At 41.1% G+C, this 14,245-nt stretch carries 14 protein-coding genes and 1 riboswitch; of the genes, 4 read left to right on the top strand and 10 right to left on the bottom strand.

Translation table 11 applies throughout. The features are described 5' to 3' along the window. Positions 1–58: 58 nt before the first annotated feature. From E4U82_RS15145 to E4U82_RS15100, 10 genes are all read right to left on the bottom strand, one after another. Positions 59–724: a hypothetical protein gene (locus tag E4U82_RS15145; RefSeq protein WP_135110998.1), complete on the bottom strand. Its 666-nt coding sequence runs from the start codon at positions 722–724 to the stop codon at positions 59–61. A 243-nt stretch (positions 725–967) separates the two neighbouring features. Continuing rightward, positions 968–2,851 (bottom strand): ABC-F family ATP-binding cassette domain-containing protein, encoded by a 1,884-nt coding sequence (locus E4U82_RS15140; RefSeq protein WP_135110997.1) that lies wholly within the window; start codon positions 2,849–2,851, stop codon positions 968–970. Between the two features lie 4 nt (positions 2,852–2,855). Next, positions 2,856–3,053 (bottom strand): hypothetical protein, encoded by a 198-nt coding sequence (locus E4U82_RS15135; RefSeq protein WP_135110996.1) that lies wholly within the window; start codon positions 3,051–3,053, stop codon positions 2,856–2,858. A gap of 203 nt (positions 3,054–3,256) precedes the next feature. Further along, entirely contained in the window at positions 3,257–3,844 is a 588-nt protein-coding gene (locus E4U82_RS15130; protein ID WP_245183607.1) for a Uma2 family endonuclease, read from the bottom strand. 52 nt (positions 3,845–3,896) lie between these two features. Then, a complete protein-coding gene (gene ribH / locus E4U82_RS15125) occupies positions 3,897–4,373 on the bottom strand; it encodes a 6,7-dimethyl-8-ribityllumazine synthase (protein WP_135110995.1) in 477 nt (158 codons plus the stop codon). A 70-nt stretch (positions 4,374–4,443) separates the two neighbouring features. Then, positions 4,444–5,646, bottom strand: a complete 1,203-nt coding sequence (locus E4U82_RS15120) for a bifunctional 3,4-dihydroxy-2-butanone-4-phosphate synthase/GTP cyclohydrolase II (RefSeq protein ID WP_135110994.1) — start codon at positions 5,644–5,646, stop codon at positions 4,444–4,446. A 26-nt stretch (positions 5,647–5,672) separates the two neighbouring features. Next, positions 5,673–6,275, bottom strand: coding sequence for a riboflavin synthase (gene ribE, locus E4U82_RS15115; protein WP_135110993.1), 603 nt, complete (start codon positions 6,273–6,275; stop codon positions 5,673–5,675). After that, on the bottom strand, positions 6,256–7,362 hold the full coding sequence (gene ribD / locus E4U82_RS15110; protein ID WP_245183606.1) for a bifunctional diaminohydroxyphosphoribosylaminopyrimidine deaminase/5-amino-6-(5-phosphoribosylamino)uracil reductase RibD: 1,107 nt from the start codon (positions 7,360–7,362) through the stop codon (positions 6,256–6,258). The genes ribE and ribD overlap by 20 nt, the downstream gene beginning before the upstream one ends. A 214-nt stretch (positions 7,363–7,576) precedes the next feature. Next, positions 7,577–7,722, bottom strand: a riboswitch (FMN riboswitch). Between the two features lie 322 nt (positions 7,723–8,044). Next, positions 8,045–8,659 (bottom strand): peroxiredoxin family protein, encoded by a 615-nt coding sequence (locus E4U82_RS15105; RefSeq protein ID WP_135110992.1) that lies wholly within the window; start codon positions 8,657–8,659, stop codon positions 8,045–8,047. Positions 8,660–8,730: 71 nt separating this feature from the next. Further along, positions 8,731–9,375 carry a hypothetical protein gene (locus E4U82_RS15100; protein ID WP_135110991.1) on the bottom strand — a complete coding sequence of 215 codons (645 nt, stop codon included), beginning with the start codon at positions 9,373–9,375 and terminating at the stop codon, positions 8,731–8,733. A 168-nt stretch (positions 9,376–9,543) separates the two neighbouring features. On the opposite strand from E4U82_RS15100, the gene E4U82_RS15095 reads away from it, so the two are divergent. From E4U82_RS15095 to E4U82_RS15080, 4 genes are all read left to right on the top strand, one after another. After that, a complete protein-coding gene (locus E4U82_RS15095; RefSeq protein ID WP_135110990.1) occupies positions 9,544–10,521 on the top strand; it encodes a DmpA family aminopeptidase in 978 nt (325 codons plus the stop codon). A 444-nt stretch (positions 10,522–10,965) separates the two neighbouring features. Continuing rightward, on the top strand, positions 10,966–11,928 hold the full coding sequence (locus tag E4U82_RS15090) for a hypothetical protein (RefSeq protein ID WP_135110989.1): 963 nt from the start codon (positions 10,966–10,968) through the stop codon (positions 11,926–11,928). Beyond that, positions 11,915–13,192, top strand: coding sequence for a YcaO-like family protein (locus tag E4U82_RS15085; protein ID WP_135110988.1), 1,278 nt, complete (start codon positions 11,915–11,917; stop codon positions 13,190–13,192). Before E4U82_RS15090 ends, E4U82_RS15085 begins: the two co-directional genes overlap by 14 nt. A gap of 99 nt (positions 13,193–13,291) precedes the next feature. Further along, positions 13,292–14,059 (top strand): SagB/ThcOx family dehydrogenase, encoded by a 768-nt coding sequence (locus tag E4U82_RS15080; protein ID WP_135110987.1) that lies wholly within the window; start codon positions 13,292–13,294, stop codon positions 14,057–14,059. Positions 14,060–14,245: the final 186 nt, after the last annotated feature.

Raw genomic sequence — 14,245 nt, 5'->3', positions numbered from 1 at the left:
AAGCGAAAAGAAGCACCTGTGTCGAGCTGGTGCTTCTTTTCGTTTACGCGCTATAGCCTTAAAATCCCTCATCAAAGCGATATATTAATCTGAATTTATTCTCGTCCGACAGCTCCGTTACATGCACGCTGACATTATGTCCCAAAAACACTTCATCGTCTGTCATAGCTATAATCATTGACTTTGCCTGTTTTTGAACATCAAAATAAATATCGCCAACAACAGGATTATCCGCCCCATCATCGCTCATGAGTGGTGATTCATCTTCCTGCAACTGTGTTTCCGAAACAAGTGCCTTATCATAATACGCTATGTCATCACTTCCCTCAGCTTTCCCGGGAACCAATACAACATATTCACTATGTTTCACACCATTATCCCGTGTTGTCACGACATTTCCATCTTCCACACTATCGACCTTTTCAATTTCGTTCAGGGAATAATGATCCAAAAAATCAGGTGCAGGCTTGATAATTAAAATGTAATCCCCTTGTTCTGGTCTCCTGTTTTTATCAATCGTGTAACGCCTTCCGTAAAAAATAAATGTATCATTATGTTTCGGTCTGCACGGTTCAATATTGTTGGCACTTGTTATGTCCTGCTGCATATCCTTTAAACGGTAAAGGTGGACAGATTGTTTGAACATCGGTTTTACTGAATAGACCTTATGGAGTTCATTTTTATAATACACAAATTGCCCTTTTCTAACTTGAAACAGTTTCATTCTCATACCTCCTCCGATTTTATCTAGTATACCATTTTTATTTTCCGCAATACTATATAAATTAAACATAAAAATTGAGGAATATACAAATTTATGTAGTTCAGCATCTAAATTCCAGGTCTATACGTATAACGATATACTGTCTAAGACTGATAAAGAATGAAGAAAAATTTCCACATAGGCATTACAGACAAATCACTGACCTCTTTTTTCAGTCTGGATGGCAACACCATCCAGACTGTGTCATCTAGAGTCCTCTAACTCCTCTGCCAGCAGAGAAAGCTCTTCCCAACGTTCCATCTTTTCTTTCAGTTTTTCTTCAGTTTCCTGTTGTTCCTTGTACAGCTCCTGCACTTTCCCGGCATCACTTCCGGCACCGGCAATTTGCTGCTGAAGATTTTCAATCGTAGTTTCCAGTTCGGTTATGTCATCCTCGATCGTTTCCCATTCCATTTTTTCGTTATAGGACATCTTCTTTTTCCGGAGCGGTTTCTGCTCCTGCTTTTTTGACGGTTTTGCTTTATGTTGTTTACCCTGCTGTTTTTCCCGTTCCAAAAACTCACGGTAATTACCGTAAAAATGCTCAATCGGTTGATCGTCTTTAAAAATCAGCATATGATCGACAACACGGTCCAAAAAATACCGGTCGTGTGATACCGTTATAACAACACCCGGAAATTGATCCAGATATTCCTCCAGGACACCCAACGTCTGTGTATCCAGGTCATTCGTTGGCTCATCCAGAAGCAGTACATTTGGCTCCGACATTAGAACCTTCAGCAAATAAAGACGACGCCTTTCCCCTCCAGACAATTTCCGGATATAATTCCATTGTTCAGGACGCGGGAACAAGAACCGCTCAAGCATTTGCTCTGCAGTAATGACCTCGCCATTTTTAGTATAGATCACCTCGGCAACTTCCCGGATATACTCGATCAGCCGTTTGTCCCCATCAAGCTCCTCTTCACCTTGTGTATAATAACCGACTTTAACGGTCTGCCCTACGTCAATCTCGCCTTTATCGGGCGTAACGCGGCCTGCCATGATATTCAGGAGGGTTGTTTTTCCCGATCCGTTCGGTCCGACAATCCCAAGGCGGTCACCAGGGACAATCAGAAAATCAAAATCTGTTATAAGTCGCTTGCCTTCAAACGATTTTTCAATTCCTTCAAGTTCAATCACTTTTTTTCCAAGCCGGGCCGATCCCGCTTCAAATGATACATTCTGACTATCTGTATCAAATGTTTGCTTTTTCATTTCCTGAACTCGTTCAACCCGTGCTTTTTGCTTGGTCCCACGTGCTTTTGGACCTCGCTTCAGCCAGGCAAGTTCGCGGCGCAATGTATTCTGATGCTTTTCCTCATAGCTTCTTTCCAATGCTTCCCGCTCAGCTTTTTTCTCGAGGAATAATTCATAATTACCGTCATAAATGTAAAGATTGCCTTTATCCAATTCAAAAATTTGATTGGTCACCCGGTTCAAAAAGTAGCGGTCGTGGGTCACGAGCAGCAGTGCGCCCTTGTATGATGCCAGATGAGTCTCCAGCCATTCCACCGTCTCATTATCCAGATGGTTGGTCGGTTCATCAAGAATTAAAAGGTCAGCCGGCTGAATCAACGCTTTTGCGATCGCCACCCGCTTCTTTTGACCGCCTGAAAGCGCAGCAATATGTTTATGGAAATCGGTAATCCCCAGCTTCGTCAGGATGGTTTTCGCAGCCGTATTCGCTTCCCAGGCCTCATGCTCATCCATCTGCTGCTGTTTATCCATCAGCTGTTCCTGAATTTTTTCATTGTCAGGGTTACGCTGCAGTTCAAGTAGCACCTGCTCATATTCACGCATGACTTTCATGATGGCTGCTTCTCCGTGATAGATTTGTTCGATAACGGTTAAGCCAGGTTCCAATTCAGGGTCCTGCGCCAGATATTCAATTTTGTAATCTTTGGCATGATGGATGGAGCCTTTCTCCGCGGTATCCATGCCAGCAATGACTTTTAGTAATGTCGATTTCCCGGTGCCATTGACACCAATCAGCCCGATTCGGTCACGTGGCTTGATAATGCAGGAAATATCATTCAGTAACGTTTTGTCCCCATAAGATTTATATAAATTCTCGATTGTGAGCATTGTATTACCTTCCCGTTGTGGAATCTTCATCATGATGACGTCTTTTCATCAGCTGTTTTACGAATATAACAATTAAAAATAATAGCCAGGATGTTGTCGCATAAAATATAAACTTGCTTATCCGATCCATATCTTGGAAAAAGAACGCCATCCCCGTCCAGATGATGCCTACTACGATGATTTGATAGACAAACCCTTTCATGTTGAGTGCCTCCAGCTATACATACTTCCAATCCTTCGTGTTATCTTCCTGAAATTTGCGATGTCATTTTTAGAAAAACGCGCATTCACGCGTTCTTTAGTGAATGAGTCGTGTTTCTGATAAGGTCATCCATAACTTATACTTTCTGACGTTATAAAATAGTTGAAGCCGCGAGGATGATGATTTACATTCAGCAAATATTCTCACACAAATATTTGCGACAAAACCAATTCCATGCCAGTCAAAACCGAAACGTCGACCGTATCCTCTTCTGTGTAAACCCCCTGAAATTCATAGCGTTCATCAGCTAAATGATGGATTTCCACCGATCCCTGAACAGGGTCAACCACCCAATACGCTTTCACCCCTGCCTTCTCATAAAGTTGATATTTCGTCCAACGGTCCATCTTAACGGATGAAGGCGAGAGAACTTCTATAATTATGTCTGGTGCTCCAATGCAGCCTTTGTCATCCAGTTTATTTGGATCACATACAACAGACAAATCCGGCTGAACCACATGATCGATCTCATCATCCTGTTTATTTTCCGTGTAAAGCCGGACATCGAAAGGCGCAAAAAACACTTCACATTCCTTGTCGCGCAAAAATACAGAGAAAGCTGTAAATAATTCACCAAGAATCTTTTGATGTCTACGTGAAGGGGAAGGTGACATATCGAAAACTTCTCCACCAATTAACTCAACCCGCTCACCCTCACCCCACGTCAGATAATCGGCGTACGAATATTTCCCTTTTCTGTTTGGAATGGCCATCCAATCATTCCTTTCCATTTATCCTTACCATTATAATACCATATAGGAGAGCACGTGACATCTTCATCTGCTAAAGTGCCATCAATAAATCCTTCATGACATTGGCTGTTTCAATGGCTGCAGCAGCTGCATCCGATCCCTTATTGCCAGCTTTTGTTCCAGCACGTTCGATTGCCTGTTCAATGGTTTCTGTCGTTAACACGCCAAAAATAACCGGTTTGCCGGTCTGGACGGCAGCGTTGGCTATCCCTTTGGCAGCTTCATTACAGACATAATCGAAATGCGGTGTGGAACCGCGGATAACCGCTCCAAGTGTTACAACAGCATCGTATTCATCCCTCGCCGCTAATTTTTGAGCAACCACAGGGATTTCGAAAGCACCCGGCACCCAAGCAACATCGATGTTTTCATCCTTAACACCATGCTGCCTCAGAGTACCAGCTGCTCCTTCCAACAGTTTGCACGTAATGAAATCATTAAACCGTGCCACAACGATGCCGATTTTCAAGTCCGCTCCGACCAGACTTCCTTCAAATGTTTTTCCCAAATGGATCCTCTCCTTTTTTTGCCTTCTTTAAAAAGTCGGTGAAAATGTTTTACGGTGTTTTTTGATACATTTAGTTATGATGAAAACTGAATAAATGACCCAGCTTTTGATATTTCGTATGCATGTAGCGTTCATTTTCCGCCGTTGCTTCGGTCTCGATTGGTATCCGTGCGTTGATTTGAATACCGTGAGACTGGAGCCCCCGCATTTTTTCAGGATTATTGGTCAACAGATTTACCTTTCCGGCACCTACATCCTTTAGAATCTGGGCGCTGATACCGTATTCGCGCATATCCGGTGCAAACCCCAGCTGTTCATTCGCTTCAACCGTATCCATTCCGGCATCCTGCAGCTGGTAGGCACGCAGTTTATTGATCAGCCCGATGCCACGTCCCTCCTGACGCATGTACACTAAAACGCCGGCACCCGCTTCATTGATTTTATTTAAAGCCTCATGCAGCTGCGGTCCGCAATCACAGCGGTGGGAACTAAACACATCACCGGTCAGGCATTCCGAATGCACCCGGGCCAATACGGGGGCGTTTTCATGAATATCGCCTTTAACGAGTGCAATATGTTCTTTATCATCCAAATCATTGGTGTAGCCGTAAACGTTAAACGTTCCAAAATCGGTCGGGAGCGTTGTCTCTACCGCTCGTCTGACATGAATTTCATGTTGCTTGCGGTAAGCAATTAAATCAGCAATCGATAGCAGCTTTAAATTAAATTCTTCGGCCATTTCCCATAAATCAGGAAGCCGCGCCATTGTGCCATCGTCCTTGATAATTTCACAAATGACTCCAGATGGGAAGGCGCCGCTCAATTTTGCCAAATCAACAGAAGCTTCTGTATGTCCCTGCCTTGTCAAAACACCGCCATTTTTGGCAATCAGCGGAAAAACATGTCCAGGCTGCTTGAAATCTTCCTCGTTCACTTGGGGATCAAGTAAAGCCTGGATTGTCCTGGATCGTTCGTCAGCGCTTATTCCCGTCGCTGTTTCTTTGTGATCGATGCTGACAGTAAATGCGGTCCCAAACGGATCACTGCTTTGGCTCGTCATCAGTGGCAGTTTGAGTTTCTCAGCTAAATCCGATGGAATGGATGTACACACAAGCCCCTTCCCATGAGTGATCATAAAATTGATCACATCAGGTGTTGCTTTTTCCGATAATGCCACCAGGTCGCCTTCATTCTCCCGGTCTTCATCATCAACCACGATCACTGGTTTTCCTGCTTTTAAATCGTTTAACGCCTCATCGATTGTATGAAACACCTTGTCCACTTCCTTCATTATTTGAGTCAATTTTCACGCTGTTGGCTGAGCATGTTTTTCACATGTTTGGCCAGCATGTCACATTCAACATTCACGATATCGCCCTCGTCTTTCTCACCCAAAACTGTTTCGGATACTGTGTGCGGGATAAGTGATATCGTAAACGTGCTGCCGCTGATGCCGAATACCGTCAAGCTAACTCCATCCACAGCGACAGAGCCCTTCATGATGAAATAAATTGCGAGTTCTTCGGGAATTTCGATATCATAATAAATCGCATTTCCCTGCTTTTCTTTTCGGATAATTGTCCCGGCTCCATCCACATGTCCGGACACAAAATGGCCGCCAAATCTGCCGTCTGCAGGCATTGATCGTTCCAAATTAACGTTCGATCCCTCTGCCAGCATCTTCAGAGAGGTTGCCTTCATCGTTTCCGGCATGACGTCCACCTGAAAATCTGTATTCGAAAAGGCGGTTACTGTCAGACAGATACCGTTAACCGAAATGCTGTCACCAATCTGGACATCTTCCAGGACTGTTGATGATCCGATTGTCATCTGGATTGATTTTTCGGAGACGTGCTTTATGTGTTTAATGGTACCTTTTTCCTCAATTATTCCCGTAAACATCTGCATCGTCCTTTCGCGGTTCCGCCATGATTTTCAAATCCTCGCCAATCATCTCCACATGTTTGATTTCCATCGCCAGTGTTTCCGTCATGCTCATAAAGCCGCTGCCAGCAATCGATGCCGGGGCATTTTTTCCGCCAATCAATTTCGGCGCCATATATTGCACAAGCTGGTTGATTTTTCCGCTTTCCAGAAAAGAACCATTAACCGTAGCACCACCTTCAACGAATAGTGACATCACTTTTTGGCTTCCCAAGTAATTGAGAATAGCTGTGGGATCAAGAAAATCAAATGGAATGACGCTAACACCTGCCCTTTCATACGGACTGGCTTGTTCAGCAGTGATAGCCGATCCGGTAAAAATCCATGTATCAGCTTTCTGATCATTCACCACGTTAGCATCCAACGGTGTACGGAGATCGCTGTCAAGAATGATGCGCAACGGATTCTCCCCGCCACCCGGCAGACGTGTAGTCAGGCTCGGATTGTCAGCAACAACCGTATTCACGCCTAACAGGATCGCATCATGGGTATGGCGGTAATGATGAACATCAAGCCGGGCAGCTTCACTGGTTATCCATTTGCTGTCGCCCATATGTGTTGCCGTTTTGCCATCCAGACTAACAGCCGATTTCATCGTGACATACGGCGTTTTGGTCCGAGTGTAATGGAAAAAAGCCTGATTAACCGCCGCTGCTTCTTTTTGTAAAACACCCCATTCAACATTGACACCTGCTGATTGCAATTTTTTAATCCCGCGCCCGGCAACTTTTTCATTCGGATCCATTACGGCAATGACAACCCGGCTGATCTCCTTGTCAATGATCAGATCAGCACATGGCGGTGTTTTGCCATGATGGCTGCACGGTTCCAGCGTGATATATATCGTTGCTCCTCTCGCTTTGTCGCCTGCCATTTGGAGCGCATGAACTTCTGCATGCGCCTCACCGGCTTTCAAGTGCGCACCAAACCCGAGAATTTCGCCATCTTTGACAACAACCGCACCAACTGGTGGATTCGGACTCGTTTGCCCCGAAACAGACTTGGCCAGATTCAGTGCCTGCCGCATATAATAGTCATCGTTCACGGTTATCCCCTCCTTTTGCTGTCGAGCTTCAGAATTTTGTATAGAAACGGCGCATCCGGTCAATCCATTTTAGATACTAAAAAACCCCTGAATTCGCTTCAGAGGCATAAGGTCAGAATTTAACAGAGCCGTTTCATTAAGTGTTCGTAACCTAAAATAACACAATGGAAAAACACCGATTGCGTACACTTCATCAAACGTAAACGACCTGAAAAAATTCCTTCTCCCATCCAGACTGTAACTGTCGGTTCCGGAGTTTCACCGGATCCACTGCTTGGTTAAAAACCGCACAGGTCACGGACTTTGAAGCTAAGCCTCATTACCGTCGGTCGGGAATTGCACCCTGCCCCGAAGGAACGTTTTGCATGCGTATTTGGATTTTTTATAGTGTAGCACTTATCAAGTGAACTTGCAAAGACCTTTCCCTCTTTATATCTATAATCGAAAGAAATATGAGAAAGGGGGCACGAAAGATTTAAAAATTCGTACCCCCTTTTCTGATCTTGATTCGATTATAGTAGTGAGAGGGAAGTATTTTAATACAACACGATTGGGGAACGCTCCCCAGTTTTGTATGTTCGGGTTCGAATTAAACGTACTCGGGTAACTAAGTACTGTCACCTGGCTTTTTGCATTCCCGGCGAATGGGCACAAATCTCTCCTGTTTTGTGTCAGATCAGGGTTATGACATCTTTTCAAATTCCTGGACCATTAGCTCATAATTCATGGCCCCTAATGCCTTAAACTGGATCCGTCCCTCAGAATCAATCATAAAGGAAGACGGGATTGGCTGTATTTGATACTGGTTGGCCACCGCCGTATTTTCGTCCATCAATATCGGAAATGTCATACCGAATTCACTGGCAAATTCGTCTACATCGCTTCTGTTTTTTTCTGTGCCGGTAAGATTGATCGCTAAAATTTCAATATCCTTATTCTCATAAAACTTCTGTAAATCCGGCACCTCAGCCCGGCATGGCGGACACCAGGTTGCCCAGAAATTTACCATGACACGCTGGCCGCGCAGATCGGATAGTTTGATTGATTCCCCATCCATTGTTTCCAATTGAAAGTCCGGGGCTATATTGCCTGGTTCAAGCCCCACTTTATCCGAACCGTCATGGTCATCGAGCTCACCAGCAGGTTCATCCGTTCCTTCCGATTCTTCAAACGCATCTTCCTCAACGGTAAATTCACTTTCATTCGCTTGCTGTGCATCCTGTGAATCTGCAGTAAGGTCATAAACTGCCCATGCAAACATCCCTGCCAAAACAACAATAATAAGCGCTTTTTTCATTTACATAACCCCCCTAACCGAGTTCAGCAACCATGGAACTTGAACAAGTTTGAAATGCGATGCAGCTGCTGTCATGATCGCAGCCTCTTGTTTTGGATAAGATTTGTCATACTTAAGATGAATACGAGGACCAGAAACCATCTGGTCATCATATAGCCATACAAGGTCGTATAGGGCAAATAGAATGTTAATATCAACTGTCCTAAACTCCAGGCAGTAAATATACCCCCTGCTGTTGCAACAGATGATTGTCGCTCATGGAAGATTAAAAAGAAAAGCAACAATAAGAAAAGCAGTCCTAAATGCCCCCAGGCTAGTGTACTGTCATTCATAACAACTTCAATAAATTCGTAGACAAATGCCGAACCAAGGAAAACTGGTGCAAGTGAAGACATGATTGTGCCAATGTTTAAACCTTTCCACTTAACTTTATATATGACATTCCCAAATAGTAAAAGTGTCGCTGCATAAAAGGCATCCGAGTCACTTGGGTAAGCCAATATTGCCAGAGGGTCCGTGATAAAAACGTCTATATTCAGCAGGATTTTTCCCACCCATATGTACAAGACAAAATTAATCAAGAGTGAAACACTTTCCTCAAGCGGTTGTTTTTTCTCCGATTTTACTAACGGGCTTGTCACATAAAAAAAGATCAGACCGGCAGCAATGCTGATAACAACATAGGCGACTTTGGTAACAACCCAAGCCGATACCATAATATATCCTCCAATCATTTCACATTCATTATAAACCACTTGTGTGAAAGTTTGATGAAAAAACGAAGAAATTTCATTTATTTATCTGCCGTTGGGCGACAAGGTCATCCAACCGGTGAATAGTCTGCTATAATGCTACTATAATCTATCTGGAAAAGGAGTCCTGTTATGCAACTGAAAAGAGGGTCAACGAATGGCATTACCGATGTAGCCGGAGTGCAAACCGGACATGTCACACTGTATGAAGAACTTAATGAACAGGATACCATCTGCACAGGTGTCACCGCTATTTTGCCGCATGATGGCAGCCTTTTCCGGCAAAAGGTACGTGCCGCAAGTTCCATCATTAATGGGTACGGAAAAACAGCCGGACTTATTCAGGTTGATGAGCTTGGTCTGCTCGAATCACCGATTATGCTGACGAACACCTTCAGCATCGGAGCAGTTATGCAAGGAACGCTTCAATACATGCTTAATGACCATCCGGAAATCGGCGATACCGCAAGCTCTCTCAATATCGTCGTTGGGGAGTGCAATGATAGCTATTTAAATTCAATGCGGGTACCGGCAGTCAAACCGGAACATGCTGTACAGGCAATTGCGGGTGCTTCAGGCGGACAGGTTGAAGAAGGTGCTGTTGGAGCAGGAAAAGGGATGGTCTGCTTCGGCTATAAAGGCGGGATCGGAACGGCATCACGTGTGGTTGAAGGTTATACAATGGGCTGCCTTGTGCTCAGTAACTTCGGCAAACGCGAAGATGCGTTGTTTGCTGATTTTGGCAAAAAAGATATGGAAACAACCGATGGCTCGATTATGATGATTTTTGCCACAGACGCACCACTTGATAACCGGCAGCTGAAGCGGCTTGCCAAGCGTGCATCCGCCGGTCTGGGCCGAACGGGCAGCATCATCGGGCATGGCAGCGGCGATATCGCCATCGCCTTTTCAACCGCTAATTTGTATGATCATGCCAGCAGGTCCGCGGGGGAAACTGTATCCTTTTTACGCGATGACCACCCCGTCATGAACAGACTTTTCCAAGCTGTTGTTGAAACAACCGAGGAAGCAGTCATTAATTCACTCCGACAAGCCGAAACAACGGAAGGACGGAAAGGACGCGTGGTGGAGAAAGCACTGCTGGATTGACGAATGAAAAGATCTGCCGTTTAGCAGGCAGATCTTTTTTAATTCGGTTTCTGCCTTCAGCTGGAGGTGCTTATTTGGCGTTTTCTTGTTGAAATCTGGCGTTTTTGCCTGATTATTTGGCGTTTTTCCGTTGAAATCTGGCGGTTCTGTCAGGTAATTTGACGCTTTATAACGTAACATAAATTTCAAAGCGGTGATTATTAAATATTCTAATCAATATACTGATTGAGCGGAAGAGCAAACTAGTCATTTTAAATCAGTAAAAATATAAATTTTCTATTCAAATGAATAATTTTGCTTAGTATAATTATCCCATTTTTTATTTTTTTGTTAATTAGACAAATTTCGACAACATTTCCGTGTTTTTTATGCAATAATATTATTTGAAACTATCTTATTGGGTTATTCCTAGCTATTATAGTTGAAAAGAAGGGGGTAATTAATTTGTATAGTATGCCAGTTTTTAAAGGTCTATACTACAGTATTAATGATGAAAATGATAGTAAAGAGCTAATACTAACAAATAATAAAAAAAGTACTAAAGTGACAGGGGAAATGGTGAATGTATTAGAACAGATCATTCCTTTATTAGATGGTTATCATTCTATTTCTGAAATTTCATCTTTACTTGACTTATCGACGGATTATGTAGGCAAAGTTTTAGATTTATTGCAAGAAAAAAATTTCGTCATTTTAAATGATGTTGAGTACAGTAGTAAATTTGTAAAGGAAGGTAATGAATTAGAGAAGTATTTTTCAAACTATCTAAACAACAAAATGGATATATTAGATCAATTAGATATATTCTCAAATACTTCCATATATATTATTGGCAATGCGAACATTAAATACTATTTGGGAAAAAGTTTAGAATCCATTATTAATGTGGTTATAGTAAATGATTTCGAGGAAATAAATGTTAATAATTGTAGCTTACTAATTGCCTGTGACACTTATGAAAATATTTCATTTTTTAAGGATGTAGACAAGAACTGTAGTATCAATCATTTACATTATTTAAAGCTGGTGACTGAGTGGAATGAATTAAAAATTGGACCAATATTTTTGAGTGGAAATCTGTGTTATGAGTGTTATATATCTCGTATTTATTCAAATAATCCTAACTATAGACACATTACCAAAGCAAATTCCGTATCATCGGAAAATTTTAGGGATAGTGTTCTGCCTGGATCAGTCGAATTATTAGTGGGAATATTAAAAATACAAGTGATCAAATTCTTTAGTAGTATTCTGAAATCTGACATTGTTTTTAATGAATATGTTATATCCTTAGAGGACTTCACTTCTCAAATATCACCTTTATATTCCTTGCCAAATTGTGAAGCATGTAACAGTGAGGTATATAGACTAATAGAAAGTGGTGAACACCTTCATGAAATTAAGTGAGATGGAAAGAAAACTAATTGATAATAGAACAGGAATTATACATAAGTTAGGCAAAACACTTGAAAATAAAATGGTTATCGGATTGATTCCAATGCAAATGTTTAATGCTTATAACACTGATATTCTGGATTGGGACTCCAACGTTATTGTTCCCACTAGTTTAATGGGTGGTTTGGGATATGACTTTAGTAGTATTGATAAAGCAAAGGAAAGGGCAGTCGGAGAGTCTATAGAACGTTATTGCTCAATGATTATAGATAGACCTATTTTAAAATCTAAAGTTGAAAATATCAAAAATAAAATAAATGTTTTTGATATTACACGTTGTACAGATAACCAAATATATACTAATAACCTAAATTTAAAGAAGGTATCAAGTAAGACAGAACTTTATTGGGTAAGGGGTAACGATGAACTGAATAAAGAGATGAAATGGATCCCAGTAGAATTAGTTTATTTAAAAAAAATTTATAACCATCAACCGATTAGGGAAATGACATCGACAGGTTTAGCAACTGGAACAACACTATTTGATGCAAAAGTTAATGGCATGTTGGAATGCATAGAAAGAGATGCCTTTGTGGTAATGTGGCAGAATAGGCTATCAATGCCTATTATTAATCATCAATCGATAGAGAATCAATTTATAACCAATGTTTTAGATCAAATAAAGGAATTGGGGTTAGAGATTACGATTTTAGATATTACAAATGATATAAAAGTCGCAAGTTATTTAACCGTGATTAGGAATAATATTCCGCCTTATATAACAGTTGGTGCAAGTACGGATTTATCCCCTGAGGAAGCACTATTAAGTTCGATAAGAGAGGCGAGTGCATGTTACAACTTAAATGTTAATGCATACTTAGAGGGCTACATGGAGATAAAAGATACTGATTTCAATAGCTATACAAATTTTGAACACCATTCAGCCTACTACGCTTATCAAGAGAACGTGGAAGCAACAGATTTTCTGTTTCAGGGAGAGACAGTAGATTTCCAAGATGAAAATCCTAGGTATATAACTAAATTTGATGATTTATTACAGCATTTAGAGAGTTTAGGAATAGATTCATATACCGTTGACATTACTAGCAATGACATTAAAAAAACAGGGTTATATGTAGTGAGGGTTATCATGCCAAGTCTTGCCTTTTTAGAGATCAGCCATCCTATGCTGAATTGTGAAAGAATATTTAATGTTCCTGCAAAGCTTGGGTATGATTCAAATATTTTAAACCCTTACCCTCACCCATTTCCGTAAAAAATATATAAAATCGTAAGGGAGGAAATTACAATTAAAATAACAAGGGACTTAAGAGATGAGTACTTACTTGCTAAACTTTTTCATAATAATACAAGTATGACAAGAATTCAAAATCAGAAAATATCTGATTATCCGGACTTCCCAGCTAGAAAAAAAATCCACTCACGTAAATCCTATCGTATGGATGAATATGCTGGCAAATTAGAAGGAGATATTTCGCAAGCTTTGAAGAGAAGACGATCATCTAGTTTACATGATGTAAGGGTTCCAATTAATAGGGAAACCTTAGCTAATTTATTGATTTATTCTTATGGTTTGAATTCTAATAGGACTGAATTCCATTTAACTTCTGTACCATCTGCAGGAAGCAGGTATCCAGTTTATTTATATGTTTTTGTATTCAACATAGAAAATGTTGAAAAAGGAATTTATATATGGGAACCGGAAACGAGTCAAATTAAAATGGTGGTAAGAGGTGACTATCGTGATGAGTTAAAAGATTGCATAGTATTGAAAGATAATAAATATGCTGCAAATCGATGCTCTTTTGCAATTGTAACTACAGCTATGTTATCAAATACTTTATTTAAGTACGGTGACAGAGGGTATAGATATCTTCTTATAGATGCGGGGCATGTATCGCAAAATTTATATCTTCTTTGTAATCCATTAGGGCTTTCATGCAGAGCTTTGGGCGGATTCTTTGATGATAAATTATCAAATTTAATTGGAGCGAATACAAAAGAAGAAATGGTTTTATTAACACACCTCCTTGGTAAGGAGCATGATTCCATTACGAAACAATTAGAGTTAAATGATGGAAACTATACTACTCCGATATCGATAAGGAAAGACAAAAAATGACGAAATTGGGAAATGGGAATAGTTTACTAAAACTGCTTTACAGTAGGCAAAAATACTTAACTCAACTTTCGCAGCACAAATTAGGCAGATAAGCCTTGATATAATTGGGCAAGGCGGAAAACCATTGATGTAATTGACCTTTGATTAGTTGTTTGAATTTGTTATTGGTCTTTTTTAAAGCATCTT

It is taken from the genome of Lentibacillus salicampi, from assembly GCF_004565465.1.
Classification (GTDB): Bacteria; Bacillota; Bacilli; order Bacillales; family Amphibacillaceae; genus Lentibacillus; species Lentibacillus salicampi.
Note: the sequence above shows the minus strand (reverse complement) of the source record. Positions and strands in the feature narration are given on the sequence as shown.